Source organism: Micromonospora sp. WMMA1363 (assembly GCF_030345795.1).
In the GTDB taxonomy this organism is placed as follows: domain Bacteria; phylum Actinomycetota; class Actinomycetes; order Mycobacteriales; family Micromonosporaceae; genus Micromonospora.
Genome location: NZ_JAUALB010000004.1, coordinates 124,532 through 143,715 on the forward strand (window position 1 = coordinate 124,532; position 19,184 = coordinate 143,715).

General features: G+C 68.6%; 16 protein-coding genes and 2 pseudogenes. 14 read left to right on the top strand and 4 right to left on the bottom strand.

Annotated features, from left to right (window positions below; all coding sequences use genetic code 11):
• Positions 1-179: 179 nt before the first annotated feature.
• Positions 180-512 (bottom strand): hypothetical protein, encoded by a 333-nt coding sequence (locus QTQ03_RS28685; RefSeq protein WP_289281061.1) that lies wholly within the window; start codon positions 510-512, stop codon positions 180-182.
• A 438-nt stretch (positions 513-950) separates the two neighbouring features.
• Between QTQ03_RS28685 and QTQ03_RS28690 the strand changes: the two genes are divergently transcribed.
• Positions 951-1,325 (top strand): hypothetical protein, encoded by a 375-nt coding sequence (locus QTQ03_RS28690; protein ID WP_289281062.1) that lies wholly within the window; start codon positions 951-953, stop codon positions 1,323-1,325.
• A gap of 64 nt (positions 1,326-1,389) precedes the next feature.
• Positions 1,390-1,722 carry a hypothetical protein gene (locus QTQ03_RS28695; protein ID WP_289281063.1) on the top strand — a complete coding sequence of 111 codons (333 nt, stop codon included), beginning with the start codon at positions 1,390-1,392 and terminating at the stop codon, positions 1,720-1,722.
• 621 nt (positions 1,723-2,343) lie between these two features.
• Here QTQ03_RS28695 and QTQ03_RS28700 read toward each other — a convergent pair.
• Positions 2,344-3,057 (bottom strand): hypothetical protein, encoded by a 714-nt coding sequence (locus QTQ03_RS28700; protein ID WP_289281064.1) that lies wholly within the window; start codon positions 3,055-3,057, stop codon positions 2,344-2,346.
• A gap of 832 nt (positions 3,058-3,889) precedes the next feature.
• Here QTQ03_RS28700 and QTQ03_RS28705 point away from each other — a divergent pair.
• From QTQ03_RS28705 to QTQ03_RS28760, 12 genes and pseudogenes are all read left to right on the top strand, one after another.
• Positions 3,890-4,294 (top strand): phage terminase small subunit, encoded by a 405-nt coding sequence (locus QTQ03_RS28705; protein WP_289281065.1) that lies wholly within the window; start codon positions 3,890-3,892, stop codon positions 4,292-4,294.
• Positions 4,295-4,402: 108 nt separating this feature from the next.
• Positions 4,403-5,608, top strand: coding sequence for an IS256 family transposase (locus QTQ03_RS28710; protein WP_289280776.1), 1,206 nt, complete (start codon positions 4,403-4,405; stop codon positions 5,606-5,608).
• A gap of 102 nt (positions 5,609-5,710) precedes the next feature.
• The gene (locus QTQ03_RS28715; protein WP_289281066.1) at positions 5,711-6,418 is read left to right on the top strand and encodes a GOLPH3/VPS74 family protein; all 708 of its coding nucleotides are present in this window, start codon (positions 5,711-5,713) and stop codon (positions 6,416-6,418) included.
• A gap of 562 nt (positions 6,419-6,980) precedes the next feature.
• Positions 6,981-8,216: a helix-turn-helix domain-containing protein gene (locus QTQ03_RS28720; protein ID WP_289281067.1), complete on the top strand. Its 1,236-nt coding sequence runs from the start codon at positions 6,981-6,983 to the stop codon at positions 8,214-8,216.
• 470 nt (positions 8,217-8,686) lie between these two features.
• On the top strand, positions 8,687-9,895 hold the full coding sequence (fxlM, locus tag QTQ03_RS28725; protein WP_289281068.1) for a methyltransferase, FxLD system: 1,209 nt from the start codon (positions 8,687-8,689) through the stop codon (positions 9,893-9,895).
• 62 nt (positions 9,896-9,957) lie between these two features.
• Positions 9,958-10,158, top strand: coding sequence for an FxLD family lanthipeptide (locus QTQ03_RS28730; protein WP_289281069.1), 201 nt, complete (start codon positions 9,958-9,960; stop codon positions 10,156-10,158).
• Positions 10,159-10,365: 207 nt separating this feature from the next.
• Positions 10,366-13,010 (top strand): annotated as a pseudogene (locus QTQ03_RS30480) (lantibiotic dehydratase); the annotation flags it as partial.
• An 11-nt stretch (positions 13,011-13,021) separates the two neighbouring features.
• Complete coding sequence (locus QTQ03_RS30485; protein WP_353890658.1) at positions 13,022-13,315, top strand: lantibiotic dehydratase C-terminal domain-containing protein; 294 nt, start codon at positions 13,022-13,024, stop codon at positions 13,313-13,315.
• A 274-nt stretch (positions 13,316-13,589) separates the two neighbouring features.
• Positions 13,590-13,847 (top strand): hypothetical protein, encoded by a 258-nt coding sequence (locus QTQ03_RS28745; RefSeq protein WP_289281135.1) that lies wholly within the window; start codon positions 13,590-13,592, stop codon positions 13,845-13,847.
• Positions 13,811-14,557: a lanthionine synthetase LanC family protein gene (locus QTQ03_RS28750; protein ID WP_289281136.1), complete on the top strand. Its 747-nt coding sequence runs from the start codon at positions 13,811-13,813 to the stop codon at positions 14,555-14,557. The genes QTQ03_RS28745 and QTQ03_RS28750 overlap by 37 nt, the downstream gene beginning before the upstream one ends.
• A gap of 146 nt (positions 14,558-14,703) precedes the next feature.
• Positions 14,704-15,441, top strand: coding sequence for a thiopeptide-type bacteriocin biosynthesis protein (locus QTQ03_RS28755; protein WP_289281142.1), 738 nt, complete (start codon positions 14,704-14,706; stop codon positions 15,439-15,441).
• Positions 15,438-16,034, top strand: a complete 597-nt coding sequence (locus QTQ03_RS28760; RefSeq protein WP_289281137.1) for a hypothetical protein — start codon at positions 15,438-15,440, stop codon at positions 16,032-16,034. Before QTQ03_RS28755 ends, QTQ03_RS28760 begins: the two co-directional genes overlap by 4 nt.
• 916 nt (positions 16,035-16,950) lie before the next feature.
• On the opposite strand, the gene QTQ03_RS28765 is transcribed toward QTQ03_RS28760, so the two are convergent.
• Entirely contained in the window at positions 16,951-17,418 is a 468-nt protein-coding gene (locus QTQ03_RS28765) for a helix-turn-helix domain-containing protein (RefSeq protein ID WP_289281140.1), read from the bottom strand.
• Between the two features lie 723 nt (positions 17,419-18,141).
• A pseudogene (locus QTQ03_RS28770) lies at positions 18,142-19,184 on the bottom strand (cytochrome P450 family protein); the annotation flags it as partial.

A 19,184-nucleotide genomic window follows, 5' to 3' on the forward strand; every position in this document is an offset into this window, starting at 1 on the left:
CAGCGACAACACCGCCGCCTAGTGACACGCCATGTCACCGGGCCCACCGGCGTTTGCCCAGCTCACAGCCCAGATTTGCGGACTATATCGACGCCGAGCTGCGGAACGCAGGCGTCAGATGGCCCCGGGACGTTCCAGACCAGCCGGGGCCGGCGCGCGTCTTGGCGTGGCCGACCGGGTCAGGCGTCCTGGTGGAAGATTTCTCCACCGAGGGATTCGGCTACTGCCTGGCAGGTGGGCTTGTCCGGGCAGGTTATCGTCCAGTTTTTCCCGAGGACGAGATTCATCTCGGCGACGCCGTCAAGAAGTATGGCCAGGTCTTTGGGGTGTTGGCGGGCCTGGGCTGCGGACTCGTAGATGCCGATCATGTACTCCTTGTCGGCGACATGGCAGCTACCTGAAGCGACCGCGCCGATCGGATCGGTGACCGCCGCGTAGTCCAGGCAGGCGATGCCGCGTGTGACGAGCGCGTTGACGAGCCGGAGTGGGCTGTCGTAGCTGCCACCGTCCACCGGGGGCGGTGGCAGGGATGGGACGGGGGCGGTGCACTCGCCGTGGGAGACGGCGCTGTTGGCGGCGAGGTGGTGGGGGATTGGTCCGCGGTGGCCTGTGTGTTGCCGCTACAGGCGGCGAGCGCGGCGATGAGGGCGACGGCGGCGAGGTGGCGGGGTCGGACCATGCCCAGCAATGTAATAGCCGCATCGATGTCTGAGACGGTGTGGGTAGCGGTCGGCGTGCGGATCGCGTGATGGAGCTTCATCCGGTCGGTGAGTTTCGGGGGCATCGTCGGTGGTGGCCCACCGGTTCGGGGCGAAACGTGACGCGAGCAACTTCGCGGCGAAGCTGATTGACAGCAGCCCTTAGGCCGCTCATTATTTCCACGTTGGCGGTTTCTACCCAGGATGGGCAGGGGCCGCTTTTTTCGTGCCCGATCGGGGGTGAGCGGTGTGGTGAGTCGTGTTCGGGGCCCCTTCGAGGAGGGTGGCCGGGCCGGGTCGGACCGGCAGCCGTTCGGCCGTTCCAATCTGGCGCCGCGCGGTGGGCGGCTGCCGGACGACTGGGATGAGCGGCGGGAGGAAGCGCTCCGGCTGAACCCGCAGCAGATCTGCCACGCGTGTGGACTGCCGGGCGGCACCGACCTGGACCACAAGAACGGTGACTGGCGGGACGATCGGCAGCAGAACCTGGACTGGATCCATTCCTGGCGGGATGTTCGGGCCGGGCGGAGCAAGCGGAACTGCCACATGGCCAAGACCGGCGCCGAGGGTGCCGCGGCGCGCCCGCGGCTGTACCGGCCGGAGGAGGTTCACCCGGCGTTCCGGTGAGAGACGCGCGGTGGTGTGTGCGGCGAACCTACCGGGGCCTGCCCGGGGAGGGACAGGGACGGTCGTGAGTCAGTCGGAGGAGCGGACACGCGGCCGGTCGTGGCCGCCGGCGTCGTTTGGGCGGGCATCCCAGCCTGAGCGGGAGTCGATCGAGGGTGACTTCCAGATCAAGGGCGGTGAGGCGTTCCACCTGGTGCTGCACGTCCAGGCGACGCCGACCACGCAGTCGCTGGAGCGGTTGTATCTGCTGGTGCGGGAGGCGACGGCGGACGGCGTGCGTGACGGGTACGCGCAGGCGATCGCGGAGCTGCACGCCGACCAGGCCGATGACCTGGGCGAGCAGGGTGGTGAGCACACGCCGGACGGCGGTGACGCGGGAGCCGTGTCGTCTGGTTGACCGCCGCAGGAGAAGTGCCGGGGTTCCCGACGGTAGAGGTCACCGGCCGCGCTGTCACCGATCGCGAAGGCCTCCAGCGGTCGCTGGTGGCCGGACCATCACCGACACGGTGAGGACGCTGGCGGTGGAGTTCAGCGGGTTCAGCGTCCGGACCGCATCGACCGTGCTGGAACTTGTTGGGTCTCAGGACCTGCGTGACAAGTCAGTCCCATGGACGTGTGAGTTGGCCGTGTAGCGGATGGCCCGCTGTCCGGCCGTTCGATTAGGAATGGGATACCGAAAACCATTCGAGCTGAGTCCGAGCAGAAAGGTGATCTGCGAACACCAACGCACTGAAGGCTGACAGCAGGGCGAAGACTATGATCAAGCTCCACCTCAGCCACTTCGGTGCTCGACGCCGATACGCGACCAGCAAAAAGGCTAGGGAGGCGAGTGCGCCGCCGGGTGCCCCGAAAGCAACTACGGAAAGGAGGATACCGGCTGCTGCGGCGCTGACGAGGAGATGAGCACGGAAGAATGTCCGCTGCGAGCCAGTGGAACTTGATTTAGCTGCCGTATCGCCCATGTTAAACAGTCTAGCACTGGGCCTCGGACCGAAGCCCAGTGCTAGCTTCTTGCAAGCTACACGATCCCGCCCTTATCGGCACGCACCGATCCATCACGGTAGCTGTAGAGTCTAATCCAAGGATTACTCTCTGCGATGCAGCTCAACCGGAGCGTGCAGAGCTCAAACGACGCTTGAACGTAGCTCGTGTAATAGGAGATGCCGAAAGAATCCCTGTGGGCAATATTGTTGGGAACGCCCCGGACGCCTCGATACTTCCAGCCCTCAACCTGACCCGGTCCGTAGACGTAGCCAGTGGTTTCCGGGGTCGCGATGCTGGTAACGGTGCGCTTGCCGTAGTCGTAGCAGTAGTACACAGTCTCGGTGAAGCGCCACAGCTTGACGTCAGTGAAGCCTCCCCAATAGTAGATGGTGGCCCCATTCGTCTTGCAGGTTGCGGCGCTGGCAGCCGAAACCCGATCAACGTCAACCGGCTTCTCTACCGCTTTTTCGGAGGTGACCTCCACGCTGACGCTGGTCGGCACTGCGTCCGGGATCGCCTTGAGTTCCTCCGTGGTAAGCGTGGACAGCAGGTCCCACTTAACCTTTAGCCCTGTCTTTTCGGCCGAGGACCTCAATGCGACTTCGGCCGCCGCAAGTGCAGCGGCGTGGTCAGATTCCTTAGCATGAGCGGGTGCTGCTGCATTAACAGCGAATACAACACCTGCAACCAATGCTGCTATCGACCTACCTGCTACCCGGAGGCGCGAATGCGGCTTTCGATTGGTCAAGAAGACCACCTTTCATGGTGTGTTTGTGTGTTTGAGATCCGACATCAATAGAAGTCGCATCAAGCTCATCCCGGACGGATACTTCACCACGGGAAGACACTGATCAAGACCTTACAACTTTTGTAACAATTACTCATCGTGGTAGGCCACGGCCGGCCGCGAGGTGATGAGTCAGGGTGGTCGGTGTCGGCAACAACTAGAGGAATGAGAATACTACGAGCCTACGCCCAGTTGCCCCCGAGAGGTTTAGTCGTCACCACCAATATCACCCATGCCGTCATCCCTACAGAACGTTACGGCATTTCCAGCCAATTGTGAACTATGCCACGACGGCCAGTTAACATCGCGGCAAACTTTGCTGGCGGCGGTCGGCCAGAGCGGTCAACAGCGTCGGCAGGCGCCATGGTCGCGAAGTCGGTCCCGCAGGCTGTCGGTCCCGCAGGCTGCGGACGAAGCCGCACCTTGGCCTCACCGCCGGTGTTGGCCGGTCACTCGGAACGCCAGCGATGAACGGCCTGACGAGACTCCGAACCAGTCGGCGACGTCCCTGCCCGTCGGCCCGGCAAGCACGTCCTGGACGGCGGCCCGATACCGCTGTTCCGTCACGCTCATCTCCACCAACACTCGGCGGAGTCACCCAGGCCCTGATACCGATCTATCTCCCAAGTCCCGGGACCGGACAGACCGCGCTGGGACTGCCCGGAAAGAGTTGTTCGCCGCTTTCTAGGACCGCTTCTGGGCCCGCAACGGGCGTGCGGTTCGTCTCCGTGGTCGTGACCCGCAATGGGCAGCGGCCAGTGCCATACGAGGTCCCGGAATGGGAGTGATGATCATGCCTGGGCCTGCGCCGCAGCAGCGTAAACACGGCAGGACCCCGAACGCCGCCGATGACTGGCGGGAGGTTCCGGAGGTCCCGTTCGACGGGGCGCCGCTGATGCCGAAGCCTCCCGGTCGCGGGAAGTGGCATCCGCTTGTGCAGGCGTGGTGGACGACGACGTCGACGATGCCGCACTGCGTGTTGTGGCGGCCGGAGGATTGGCAGAAGGTCTTCGAGTTGCTGCACGAGAAGCAGCGGTACTACCGGACGGCTGACGAGGACAAGAAGACCGCGCAGCTGACCGAGATCCGCCGGCAGGAGGACGCGCTCGGTATCGGTGACGCGGCTCGGCAGCGGCTGCGGATTCGGTACGTCCAGAAGACGGAGCCGGGGCTGCCGGGGACGGGACTGTACAAATAACGGCTGATCGACCGATCAAGGGAGAGACGCCAGATGACGACCGAGACCACCGTGGGACAGCCGGCCGTGGAGCCGGTGGGTGCGGTCACGGATGAGCAGTTGATCGCGATGCTGGTCGATCGGGCTCGTGGTGACGGGTTGAAGCTGACCGGCGAGGGTGGGCTGCTGCAGCAGCTGACGAAGCGGGTCCTCGAGTCGGCGTTGGATGGGGAGATCACCGACCACGTCGGCTACGACAAGCACGACCCGGCGGGTCGGGGTAGCGGGAACACCCGTAACGGCAGCCGGACCAAGACGGTGCTCACCGACGTCGGGCCGGTCGAGGTGCGGGTCCCACGCGACGCCGCCGGGACGTTCGAGCCGCAGATCGTGCGTAAGCGGCAGCGGCGTCTGACCGGCGTCGACGACATGGTCCTGTCGCTGTCGGCCAAGGGCCTGACCCACGGCGAGATCGCCGCGCACCTGGCTGAGGTCTACGGCGCTGAGGTGTCGAAGCAGACCATCTCCACGATCACCGACAAGGTCATGGACGGCATGGCCGAGTGGCAGAACCGGCCCCTGGACCGGGTCTACCCGGTCGTGTTCATCGACGCCATCAACGTCAAGATCAGGGACGGTCAGGTCGCGAACCGGCCGATCTACCTCGCGATGGCGGTCACCGTCGACGGCCACCGCGACATCCTCGGTATCTGGGCCGGTGACGGCGGCGAGGGCGCCAAGTACTGGCTGCACGTGCTCACCGAGTTGAAGAACCGCGGCGTGGCCGACGTGCTGATGCTGGTCTGTGACGGGCTCAAGGGACTGCCGGAGACGGTGGAGACGGTGTGGCCGCGCACGATCGTGCAGACGTGTGTGGTGCACCTGCTGCGCAACTCGTTCCGCTACGCCGCCCGGCAGGACTGGGACAAGATCGCCAAAGCGCTGCGGCCGGTCTACACCGCGGCGACCGAGGACGCCGCCACCGAGCGGTTCCTCGAGTTCGCCGAGGCGTGGGGCCGTAAGTATCCGGCGATCGTGAAGCTGTGGGAGAACGCGTGGGCGGAGTTCGTGCCGTTCCTCGCCTTCGACGTGGAGATCCGCAAGGTCATCTGCTCCACGAACGCGATCGAGTCCGTCAACGCCCGTATCCGCAGGGCCGTGCGAGCTCGTGGCCACTTCCCGAACGAGCAGGCCGCACTCAAGTGCGTCTACATGGCCTTGATGAGCCTCGACCCGACCGGAGCCGGCCGCCGACGCTGGACCATACGCTGGAAAGCACCACTGAACGCCTTCCAGATCGCCTTCGAAGGCCGGCTCACCCCGGCCAACAACTGACCACCTCAACAACCAAGATCAGCCGTTAACTTGACACTCCCGGGCCGGGCCGTCGTGACACCGCACGCCTGGGCGCCAACAACACGGCACACCCCTGACCGGATGGCACGCCTGCCGCTCTGCGCCGAGGTGTTCCTGCTCGCCCACAACGACGACACCGGCCAACCCCACATCCACCGCCAGGCCCTCACGATGGGACTCGCCGGAGCGATCCTGCTGGACCTGTGGCTGACCCGGCACGTCGTGATCGGCTGGGCACCAGACCCGCAGACCCGGGTATGGGCGCACCGCCCAGGAGTGATCACCCCCACCACCGGCCAGCCCACAGGCGACCGCCTCCGCGACGCCGCCCTGGCCACAGTCAACCGCACCCGCCGCCGCGCCGGCCCACACAGCCACCTCCAAACCTGGCTGCGGGCACTGGCACACGATCACCTGCACCTGTACGAGTGGGTCCGCGACGACATGATCGCCGCCGGTGTGCTCCGCCCCGCCACCAGACGCCGCCTGGGCATACTCTCCACCAGCACCCACCTCGCGGCACACCACGCCTGGGCGATCCGCGCCCGAGCCCGCATCCGCGAGGCAGCCACCGGCCGGCCCGGCCACGAACCACCCGACGAGCAGTGCACAGCGCTGTGCGGACTCGTCTACGCGCTGGACCTAGCGCCGTTCCTCTACAGCGGCATCGACGACCTGCGGCGGCACCTCCGCCGCATCGTCGACCAGCACCCCGACCCGGCCCTGCGCGACACCACCGACGCCGTCGACGCCGGCCGCGGTGACCTCGCCCTCACCGCCATGCGGTAACCCGCCACACCGATTCGGTGATGTCGCCGGCATCACCACCTACCCAGACCCGACGCCGCACGCCCCGGGCTCCCCCGTGCCCAATGGCGTGCCGGCTCACCGGGCGGGGTCGCCCGCGATGTTGCCTGTGGCGGGCGGCTCCGCAGGCGCCTCGCACACGCTTGGAGACCACGTGACGTACCTATCCGGGCCCATGATCGATGATGCCGCCGGCATCACCTCCCCGTCAGGCGTCGGACACGGCCAGCCCGACCAGCCGATGCACGCAGCCCTACATGCCGGCCACCCTGAGTCGCCGGTCCGGTATCTGCTGAGGTGGAGCACTTGCGCGACACCGTCGGGCGGCTTCGCTGGGGTGATCCCCGTCGATCTCGGTGCCCGTGCGGTGTCCGTCGGGGCGAGGCGATCGGGCGGCCGAGATCAGCCGAGGTCGGCCGGGGGGTCGGCCCATCGTGGGCTCGGCGTCCTTCGCCGTACCAGGCCGGTCCAGCGTCCGCCCCGGTCCGGGCACTACTACCGTACGAGTGTCGAGCCCGATCGGACGACCGTCAGGGGTGCGCGGATGTTGGAGGACGCCGAGGAGTTCGGTCAGCGCGTGAAGCGGGCACGGCTGCGACTTGGTATGACCCAGGCCGATCTTGCCGCTGCGCTACAGCGCACGCAGGGCTGGATTTCCAAGATGGAGCGCGGCCACCTGGAGATCGACCGGGTTGGTCTGATCAACAAACTTGCGTCTGAGCTGCACGTTCATCCGAATGACTTGATCGGGCGGCCGTACTCCGTGTCGCCGGTGGAGAATCAGTGGCAGGTCGCCGCAGCCGCGATCGTGCGGGAACTGCGCCGCTACGACCTTACCCCGGTGTTTGACGGCAGTCCGCGTTCCTCGCGCCTGCTGTGGGGCGCGGCTGCGCGGCTGCACGGGCTACGCGACGCCGCGGCGAACGTGGCTATCCTGAACGCGCTCCCGGACCTGCTTCGCGAGGCCCGTGCGTTGGCGGAGGTGTCCACCGGGCGCGAGCGCGAGCGCGAGGAAGCATTCGCGGTCTACGCGGTGCTGTGCAAGTTCGGCCATACCGCGGCTCACGCGCTGGGGCATCCGGAACTGGTGGCGATGACGTGCGAACGCGCCGCGTGGGCGGCCCGATTCTCCGGTGATCCGGTTCTGCCCGCAGTGGCGGATTGGATGCGGGTGTGGGACATGTGGGCGAGCGCGGACTGGTCCGACTGCCTCACCTTGACTGGCAAGGCGCTGGCCGGGCTTGACCGTCCCTACGAGCGCGGTGATGCACTGGCGGTCCGGGCGTGGGGCACGCTGCATCTGCGCGCGGCGATCTCGGCGGCACGTGCCGGCGATGCGGCACGGGCCGGCGAGCACATCGCGATGGCCCGTACGGCGAGTGAGCGCATCGACGCCGAGACGGGACCGCCGGTCCTCGATCGGCATTCGCTGACGTTCTCCGCCGGCAACGTCACCGTGCATGCGGTGTCGGTCGCCGTGGAGATGCACGATCAAGCGCGGGCGCTGACGTTGAGTGCCCGCACTCCAGCCGGAACGATCGCGGCCCTGCCGAAGTCGCGGCAGAGCGCCCATCACATGGACCTGGCGCGGGCTTGGCTGTGGCACGGCAACCGAGACAAGGCGTTGGCCGAGCTGGAGGCGGCGGAACGGATCGCGCCGCAGCTGGTGCGCCATCATCCGGTCGCGCGGGCTACCTTACGGTCGATGGTCTACGCCGAACGCGCCACAACCCGCGAGCGGCTGCGGCGCATGTCGAACCGCTTCCATCTGGACGGATAGCCGGCGCGCCGCCGGCGATATTCCGCGGATTCATATTCACTACCGTCTCAGCGCCTACGGTTCTCGGCATGCCGCACGTCACCGAGCGTCGAATTCATGATCACCCACAGCCTGTGTTCGGGTATGTGAGCCTCGGCTGTCGGAACGAGCGAACGGGTGATAGCTGGAGTCCCGGCGGTTGGTGCATCGGCGTGTTCCGCCGCTGGGACCGCGCCGTCCCGGCGCACGTTGCGCCCACCGTTGCGGTCATGTCGTCGCTGGCTGGGCGGCACGGCGGCGGCGGCGGCCGTGGCTGCCAGTGTGTGTTGCCGCGGCCCTGCCGGCGGCGGCACGGCGAGCGGGCGGTGACCCGGTGCCGGGCGGGGCGATCCACCCGATCGTATGACCTACCCCCGTCGGCGGCGGCGGGGTTGACATGGGCAGACAGGACGTCGACCGGCGCCTGCCGTAGAGGAAAGCGAGGTATGTGGATGACTTCGGTACAAGACCCGGTGCAGGATCCGGCCGTGCTGCGGGCGGCCATGGTGGATGCGCTGCGCACCGATCCGGCTGTTTCGGATCGGGTGGCGGCGGCGTTCGCGACGGTGCCGCGGCACCTGTTCGCCGGGGGTGAGCCGTTAGCGCGGGTGTACGACCCGAACACCACTCTGGCACCGAAGGTCGACGACGCCGGCCGGGAGACGAGTGTGGTGTCGGCGGCGCACATCCAGGCGGTGATGCTGGAGCAGGCGCAGATCGAGCCGGCGATGACCGTGCTGGAAATCGGCAGCTCGGGGTACAACGCGGCGTTGATCGCCGAGTTGGTCGGTGATCGGGGGGCGGTGACCACGGTCGACATCGACCCGGAGATCGTTACCCGGGCCACCAGGAACCTGCGGGCCGCCGGCTACGAGCAGGTGCGGGTGGTGCAGGCCGACGCCGAACACGGCGTGCCGCAGCACGGACCGTATGACGTGATCATGGTGACGGTGGGGGCATACGACTGCCCACCGGCGTGGAGGAATCAGCTGTCCGAGCACGGCCGGATCGTGGTCCCGCTGCGCTTCGCCGGGATCACCCGGCTGATCGCGTTCGACCGTGACGGCGATCGGCTGGTCGGTGACAGGTACCGGCTCGGCGCGTTCGTGCCGATGCAGGGCAATGGCGCCGCCACCGATCAGATGGTGCCGATCACCGGTGAGGTGACGCTGCGCCTGGACACCTGCGAGCTGGCCGACTTCGACGTGCCGGCGCTGCGCAAGGCGGTGCATTCTTCGGGCATCGAGCGGTGGTCCGGGGCACCGTTCGACCTGCCGGACGAACTGGAGCTGTTCCTGCTCACCCACGGCCGGAAACCGGTGCCGATGCTGCACGTCAGCGAGAACATGGTGCAGCAGGGCGTCTTCGCCGCCTCCGCGCGCCGCGGCGTGCCGGCACTCATCGAGGGCGGCAGTTTCGCGTACCGCACCAAACGCGAGAGCCCCGAGACGGGCGGGTTCGAGACGGGCGTCATTGCGCACGGCCCGGACGCCGAGACGGTCGCGGCCCGCTACATCGAGCTGCTACGCCGCTGGGCCCGCGACTACCGCCGCCGCGACGCCGCCCGCATCGAGTACCTGCCGGCCGGTGCCGACACCAAGCACCTGACCGGCTGGTCGACCACCAAGCGCCACGGGACTGTCACAGTCACCTGGCCCTGATACCCCCGCCCGCGCGGGCGGGCGGAGGACCCCTCAACCCCCGAACCGAGGAGGAGATTCCTGTGCCGATCCGAGCCGCTGACACGCCTGCACCCCCCGTGTCCGTCACCGCGGACGCAGCCCCGGCAGGGACCGCACCGCAGGACTGGGACCTCGACGTCACCTTCGTCGAAGCCGGTGACTCCGTCGACAACCTGATCTACATGACCAACGACGGCTGTGGCAGTACGTGCCAGTCCGCCTGCTCCACCACCTGCCCGTAAACCGCCGGAAAGCGTGCCGGGCCGGGCGGTGTTGCTGCACCGACCTCGGCCCGGCACCTCCACGTTGGGAAAGGGAGCTACGACGTGTACCGGTACCTGGACGCGCTTCTGGTCCGCGCTGCTGTGTGCCGGCCGGATCAGCCGGCACACTGGCCGGACCTGACCCGTGATGATCCGGCGGCGTGGCGCACGTGGCTCGCGCGCACCATGACGCTGCCGCCGTTCGCGGCGGCACTGGAGCAGGCCAGCCCGGTGCTCGCCGACCGGGTATGTACGATCTGCGCCGGCAGCCCGGTCAACGACCGCGACGTCCGTCGGGCGGTGCTGGCGGTCCTGCGGTACCTGCTGCGCGCCACCGGCCGGGCGACACCGTACGGGCTGTTCGCCGCCATCGCGCCCGCTCGCCTCGGCGCGGTCGGCGCGGCGCGTATCGGGGCTGGCCACCAGCCGGGCGCCCGGATCCGCGCTACCTGGCTGACCGCGGTCATCGACCGGCTCGAAGCCGACCCGCACGTGCGCCCGCACCTGATGGTGCGGGCGAACAACCTGCTGATCGAACGTGACGGGCACCTGGTGCTGGAGCACCGGTCCAGCCGCACCCGTGCCGGTACGCCCGTGAACGTGACCGTTCGCGCGAGCGGTCCGGTCCGGTCCGCGTTGGCGCTGGCCGGCGACCCGATCCGCGTGGACGACCTGGCACACAAATTGTCCTGCGACTTCACCGCCGGTCCCGACCTGGTGGAGTCGCTGCTCGCGAAGCTGATCACGCAGCGCCTGCTGCTGACGAACCTGCGCCCAGCGATGACCGTCACCGGCCCGCTGGCCCACCTCATCGCCCAGCTCGACGCCGTGCTTCGGGACGCCGACGGCATCAGCGACGACCACACCGGCCTGGCCCAGACGCGGGCGGTTCTGACGCGGCTGCACCGCCGCACCGGCTACGCCGCCTGGCACCACACCGCCGCCCCGGCCGACACCGCAGCCCCGGCCGACACCGCAGCCGCACACCGCGAACTCGGTGAGGCGCTGACCGGCGTGGCCGCGAACACCAACCCGGTGATGGTGGATCTGCGGCTGGACGCCACGGTGGTCGTGCCGCACGCGGTGGCCGACGAGGCGGCCCGCGTCGCCGGGCTGCTCGCCCGTCTTGCACCGCCCGTCGCCGGGGGCTGGCAGGCGTGGCACACCCGTTCCTGGAACGCTACGGCCCGCACGCCATCGTCCCGGTCAGCGAGGCCGTGGATTCGGATGTCGGGCTCGGCTACCCGGCCGGGTTCGGCGGCGTGTCGCCCGCCCCGCCGACCGCGCTAACCGGACGCGACCGGAGGCTGCTGACCCTGGCGCAGCACGCGGCGCTCACCGGCCAACATGAACTCGAGTTGGACGACGCCACGATCGCCGACCTCGCCGGCGCCGACCCCGTGGGCGTGGTGCAGCCCAGCACCGAGCTGACCGTGCGCGTACATGCCCGCAGTCCCGAAGCGGTCACACGCGGCGACTTCGCCCTATCGATCGTCGGAGTGTCGAGACACGCCGGCACCACCACCGGCCGATTCCTTGACCTGCTCGACCCGGCCAACCGAGCCCGCTTCGCCGCCCAGTACACAGCCATCCCCACCCTGACCCGCGGCGCGCTGGTCACCCAGGTATCGGCCGCCTGCCCGTACACGATCACCGAGGACGTCGCCCGCGCCCCGCAGGTCCTTCCGTATCTGATGCCGCTCGGCGAGTACCACGACAACCAGCCGCACCACATCGACGTCCGCGACGTCGCCGTCACCGCCGACGCGCAGCGCCTCTACCTGGTGTCGGTGTCACGGCGGCGGGTGGTGCAGCCGATGCTGCTCAACGCGGTCGAGCCCACCCGGCACATGCAGCCGATCGTGCGGTTCCTCACCGAGGCATCCACCGCCCTGGCCCGGCCCTGCACCGTGTTCGACTGGGGCGCCGCCGCCGACCTACCGTTCCTGCCGGCCGTACGCAACGGCCGCACGGTCCTCGCCCCGGCCCGCTGGCACCTCCCCGCAGAACACCTTCCTGGACGCGACGCCGACTGGACCACCTGGCGCGACGGCCTGGCGGCCTGGCGCGAGACGGTCCGCTGCCCCCACACGGTGTACCTCGGCACCGGCGACCAGCGCATCAGCCTGGACCTGACCGAACCCGCGCACCAGGCGCTGCTACGCGATCACCTCACCCGCACCGACACCGCGCTGCTACGCGCCGCGCCCGCCAGCGGCAGCGCCGGATGGATCGGCGGCCACGCCCACGAGATCGTGATCCCCCTGGCGGCCACCACCACACCAATCCCACCGCCGCGCTGGGCCGACACGGTCGTCGACGTCCGCGCACACGGCCACCTACCCGGCGACCCCGGGCGGCTCTACCTCAAGCTGTACGGCCACCCGGACCGGCAGGCCGCTGTCCTCACCCGACACCTCCCCACCCTGCTCGCCACCCTCGACGCGGACGTGCGGTGGTGGTTCCTGCGCTACGGCGACCCCGACCCGCACCTGCGGCTGCGCCTGACCGGCCCCGTCGATGCGCCCCGGATCGCCGGATGGGCGCGAGAGCTGCGCCACGCCGGCCTGATCGCCCACATGCAGGCCGACACCGACTATCCCGAAACCGCCCGATTCGGTGGACCCGCCGCACTCGCCGCGGCCGAGGCGTACTTCGCCGCCGACTCAGCCGCCGCGCTCACCCAGCTCACCACTACGGAAGCACGCGGTGGCCCCGACCTACGGGCGATGACCGCCGCAAGCCTGCTCGACCTCACCCTCGCCGCGATCGGCGACACCCGCGCTGGACTGCGGTGGCTGACCGAACACACCCGAACCCACGGCCGGCGCCAGCCCGCGAAATGTACGAACAGGCCGTCCGGCTCGCCGACCCGCACGACCACACCAGCCTGGCCGCGCTGCCCGACGGCGCCCAGATCCTCACGGCATGGCAGCACCGCCGCGACGCCCTGGCCGCCTACCGCGACAAGCTGCACACCGCCAGCACCACCACCATCGCCGTCCTGTTGCCTGACCTGCTGCACCTGCACCACACCCGCATGGCCGGCCCCCACCCCGACAGCGAACGCGTCTGCCTGCACCTCGCCCGCGCGGCCGCGTTGAGCTGGAGCACCCGATCACGGAGCCACCAATGACCTGCCGCACCGACCCGGCCGCCCTAGCCACCGCCACCGCGGTCGCCGACGCCCTAACCGACCCCCACACACCGTCATAGACCCCGGCCGCACGGAAACGGCCGCAGTCGCTGGCCGGCGGCGCCCTCGGGATCGCGCTGCTACACATCGAACGTGCCCGCACCGGCACGGCGACCCGGCCACCGCGCATACCTGGCTCACGCTCGCGGCCTCCGAACCGGTCAGCACGGGCCCCAACGCGAACCTCTACCACGGCGCCCCCGCCCTCGGCCTCGTGCTGCACCTCGCCGCCGCCGGCACCAGCCACTACCGAAACGTGCGCGCCGCGATCGACGACAAGACCACCGCCGTCACCGAGCAACGCCTCGCCGCCGCCCACACCCGCATCGACCGCGGCGAACCCCTGACGATGCGCGAGTTCGACCTGATCCACGGCCTCACCGGGATCGGGGTCTACCACCTGCACCGCCACCCCGGGATCCGCTCACCCGCGACGTGCTCACCTACCTGGCCCGGCTCACCCAACCCCTAACCAGCGCTGGCCCCCACAGGCATGCCGCAGTGCCGCCGTGGTGGCTCGCCGCAGGCCTCACCGGCGAAGCCGATCCCATCCACTACCCGGCCGGACACGGCAACCTCGGCGTCGCCCACGGCATCAGCGCCATAATCGCCCTGTTCTCGCTCGCTGTCCTCCGCGACGCCGCCACACCCGACGTGCCCGAGGCGCTCGCCCGGCTGTGCGCCTGGACCGACCAGTGGCGTCAGCCGACGGACAACGGCTGGTGGTGGCCCGGCTACCTCACCGCCGACCCGACCAGCCGTCGCATCGAGACACCGCAGCGGCCTCGCCCATCGTGGTGCTACGGCATCGCCGGGACCGCCCGTGCCCAGCAACTCGCCGGCCTCGCCCTCGGCGAGACAACCCGCCACCACGCAGCCGAAGCCGCCATCCTCGACGCGCTGCGCGACCCGGCCCAGCGCGCACTGCTGCCCGACGTCGGCCTGTGCCACGGCAAAGCCGGCCTGCTCCAGGCCGCCTGGCGCATGACCGCCCACGCCAGCACCCACCACCTCGCCGACGAACTCCCCGGACTCACCGACGAAATCACCAGGCAACTGTCCGCCGGATCCGTCGCCGACCCGGAACTACTCGACGGTGCCGCCGGCGCGGCCCTCGCCCTGCACACCGTAGGCACCGGCACCGTCGCCACCGACTGGGACACCGTCCTCCTACTGGCCTGACCCGAGACGACCATGGCCCCCGCGCACTGGCAGCAGATCACCATCACCTTCCCCGACCCCGAACACGCCGAAGACACCACCGTCACCCGCCTCTGCCCGTCCTCACCACCGCCGAGGACCGCGGGCTGCTCACCGGCTGGTTCTTCATCCGCAAAGCGGCTCACTGGCGGCTGCGCTACCTACCCACCAGCAGCGACGCCCACACCTACCTGCGGAACCATCTCGACGCGATGTGCCACGCCCAGCTCCTCACCGGGGCCATCGACGTCGTCTACGAACCCGAAACCCATGCCTTCGGCGGCACCCACGCCATGGACATCGCCCACCGATTCTGGCACCACGACAGCCGCCACCTGCTCGCACATCTCTCCGCCACCTGCGACCAGCCCACCACCCGGCGACGACGCGAGCTGACGCTGCTGCTGTGCAGCACGATGCTGCGCGCCGCCGGCCTCGACTGGTACGAACAAGGCGACGTCTGGGCCCGCGTCGCCGCCCACCGCGACCCGCCCACACCTACCGACGACGCGCACCTCCAAGCCGCTGTGCGGCGCCTGATGACCGTCGACACCACCACCCTCACCGTCCCGGACGCGGCCCTGGCTGCGGCAGCCCAGTGGTTCGCCGGGTACACGAGCGCCGGCCGTGACCTCGCCCGGCTCAACGCCAGCGGGCAACTGCGCCGAGGCCTGCGTGACATCCTCGCCCACCACGTCATCTTCGCGTGGAACCGGCTCGGGCTTCCCGCCACCACACAAGCCGTCCTAGCCACCACCGCCACCACCGTCGTGTTCGACGGGACACCCGCCCACGATCGGCACAGCGGGTCAAGCGCGGCCTCAACGGACGGTGCCGTGGATGCGGACCCTGGCCGTCGGCCATGATGGACCCCACCGGGCCGGTCGCCCGCCGCTTCCCACTCATCGCCCGGTCGCGACCACCATGCACCGCCCTCACCGCGAGAATCAGGGTCCTCACCGCACTCGCCGAGCAAGCCGCCACCGAGCATGATCTCACCGCGGCCGCCCGCGTCTGCAACCAAGCGGCGCTCATCGCCTCCGACTGCGCCCAACCCGACCTGGCCCGTACCTGGTGTCACCGGCACGCCCGCGTCTGGCTGAAACATCCACCAGCTGACAGTCGACGTGCCCGACTCGCCCTCGAACCGCTGATCAACCTGGCCCGGCTCCACATCCGCGACGGTGACGGCGACACCGCCGTCCTCCTACTCGACCAGCTCTTCCAGGCCACTCGGACCCGCACAGACACCGTCATCGACGGCATCACCGTGCCCACCGCAGCCCTCACCCGCGCACCCGACACCCACCGCGAGCTGACCAATGGCTCTGGAGCCTCCAACTCGCCGACGGCACCCGCGCCCTCACCACCGCAGGCCGCTGGAACGACGCCGAAACCCAACTCCGCCGCCACCGCGGCATCGGCCGACGCATGCTCGACGGCCGCCAAGTCGCCGTGATCGCCCACGCCATCCGCGGGGAACAAGCCCAAACCCAAGCCCTACTCGACGAAACCGAACCCGGCGAACCGTGGGAAGCAGCAGTCACCGCCTGCCTCGTCGCACTCACCCGGCCCACCGGCCCCCACCGACAATCACAGGGCAGCTAGCGCTGATCAGCAGCTACCAGAACGTCCGACCCGACGCCACACTGGTGGTCTTCCGTACCCGCCTAGCACTATCGATCATCGATGCCATCGGCGGCCTAGATCATCCGGCCGCAACAAGCACCGCCCTACACCTGATCCGAACGGTCCTCCACGCCGGCGACGGCTACGCCGCCCGCGACCTACTCACGCACGCCTGCATCTCCGCAGGCACCACCGAACAGGCCGACGCCCTGACCACCGTGGTTAACCGGGCCGGACTCGACCGCCCAATGCCCACCTCGTCGGCGAGCGCCCTGGAAGCTGCCCTGACCACCAGTGAAGCCCTCATCACGCGGGCCACGGCCGGCTCGGCTCGATACCCTACGGCGGTAACTTCGGCATACCTGTCACCACCCAAGCCACCCTCGCCCAAGCGGCCGAGGACGCCATCTTCGACAAGCCCTATCCCGTCCACAAGAGCATCAGGGGCAGGCATGACAAACGGCCGATAGCCCCATCGGGTGATGCCGCCGGCATCACCCCGATGGGGCTACATGCCCATTCCCGGTCTGAACTCTAATGAGGCCTTGTTGCCGATGAGGAGTCAGAGCCACCTTGTTCCGGCCGGCACCTGCACCTGGCCCGATGCCAAGGAATACTCCCGCTATCAGAGGAAGCCTGATGCCGCCGGCATCACGCGGGTGCAGACCCCGATCGGGCGTGGGCAACTCAGTCGGTCGACCTCAGCGTCGTTAGGCCCGGCTTGGTCTGGCGCAAATGTCACGGGTTCACGTCGGCCGCTGGTGCTGGGCTTCAAGATCGCGTAGCTGCTCCAACATCTGCAAGGCTGTGGTGGCACCCTTGTCGGACAGCTCGAAGTGGTTACGGAAAGCGACCTTCAGCTGTGGAGTGTGGCCTTTCTTGATCTCGGCCAACGTTTGCAAAAGTCGAAGCTGGCGGTATATCTCGGTACCGAGCGCACCGTCGGTGAAGTAAGCGGGATCTACTTTGTAGAGGTCGGCCAGCTTCTGCATCGTCGCCTTGGTGGGGTTGTCGCGTTGTCCGAGGCGCAGTGCGTTGAGAAGCGACTCGGAGATCCCAGCAGCCGTGGCGATAGCCCTGACGCGCTCACCGACACTGTCGGGGGATCGCAGAGAGTCCGATGTGAACTCAGGCGGTAGGGGCAGCTCGACGAGTACGTTGATCTTGTCCTGAAGGGTGGGCGGTGTGGCATTCGGCTCATTCGCGGTGGCCATGCGATCCTCCCAGCCGGCGTCATCCGTGGCTACTGTAGTGCTCACGGAGCCATGAGAAAACTACTTACGTGTTGAACGTCGGGTTGGCCAGAGCTTATGCTGCAAGTCGTTGACGATCAACTACCACGGTAGCCGGAACCGGGGGTGGGCCTACCACAGTATGTTGCGGCCAGCCTGGGTGTGCTTCCACGCGCGACACGGGGCGCACGCGAGGGAGCGACGCTGTCGCCCGACGACGGCTGCACCGGGGTCCGCAACGGCGCCGACGCGGAGAGGCGTTTCTACCATGATCGAGGTAAGCCAACACGGGGTGGCCCAGAATGCATGACGCAGATCGAACCACGGTTCGCGTGGATCGCTCCAACGATGGCGTTACAGCCGTCGATGCCTACCAACCCGACCAGATGATCTCAGTGCCGGCGTGGGCTGCGGTCATCGCTCAAGGTCTGGCTGCGGCTGTCGCCAACCGGGCCGATGCAGGCGGGATCATCAATTTCGGCCGCCCGGGTGACGCGGCGCGGATAGCGGAGGCATCGCGTGCCTTCGCGCCGATTCCGGGCCAACGCGGTTCGGCCTCGGCCGTCGCCGACCTCCTCCACTTGACGGCAGATGCACTTACCACCTCCCTAGGCGCAGGGCCTGGTCGCCGCTGACCCCGCGTCGGCCGAGTATCTGGGTGGTCAAGGACGAAGACCGCAGCGGGACCGCGCTCCCATCGTCGCCCTACAGGAGAACCGGCAAGGCGACCAGTCCGCGTAGTCGGAACGATTCCCGCCACCGTATGTCGTGGGCGGGTACGGCCAACCGTATCCCAGGAAAGCGGGCTACCAGGCTGGTGACGGCCACGGTCGTCTGGAGGCGGGCGAGTGGTGCGCCCAGGCAGTAGTGGATGCCGTGCCCGAATGACAGGTGCGGGCGCCGCTCGCCGGGCATGCCGAGTTCGTCGTCGGCTCGGAGAACTGTGCGGGGTCTCGATTCGCGCTGGCCAGACACAGCCAGATGCGATCACCGGCGGGGATCGCCTGACCGGCGATGGTGAGGGCTCTCGGGCGAATCGTCGGACCGCCAGCGGAAAAGAGGGATTCCAGCGCAGGACCTCGTCGATGAGTTCGTCAAGGGCAAGCGATCCAGCGCGCGCCGCCTCGTGCACCTCTGCGTTGGTGAGCAGAGCGTGGGTTACGTTGCCGATGAGCGCGGCGGAGTTGTCGTAGCCGGCGAACATCAGCAGGAAGACCATCGCGACCAGCTCATCGTCGGTGAGCCGGTCGTCGTCGTCACGTGCGGCAAGGAGACCGGTCAGCAGGTCGTCGCCGGGGTGCGCTCCCTTGTGCGCCAACTGCTCTATAAGGAAACGCCGCATTCGCCATGGCGGATCGTGACTGTGCGGGCTGGTTGGCCTCGGCGGACAGCAGCGTGTTCGTCCAGGTCCGAAAGTCGACGCTGGTCTGGTGGGTAGGCCAAGTAGCTCATGCATGACCTGTAAAGGCAGCGGTGACGCGAGGGAGCCGATCATTTCCGCGTGGTCGTGGCCGGCGAGACCGTCCAGCAGTGTGCTGACGATTCTCTCGACGGCGGGCGCAGGTCGGCGACGCGGCGAGGCGTGAAGGCGGCAGCTGCCAGACGCCGGAGCCGAGTGTGATCGGGCGGGTCGCGGTTGAGCAGATGTGCGCCCAGCTCGGGCGGCAGCGACGACCGTGCTCACCGTCGGTGCCGCTGAAGCGCTTGTCGACCGATAGCCTGGTGTCACCGAGCGCTGCTCGCACGTC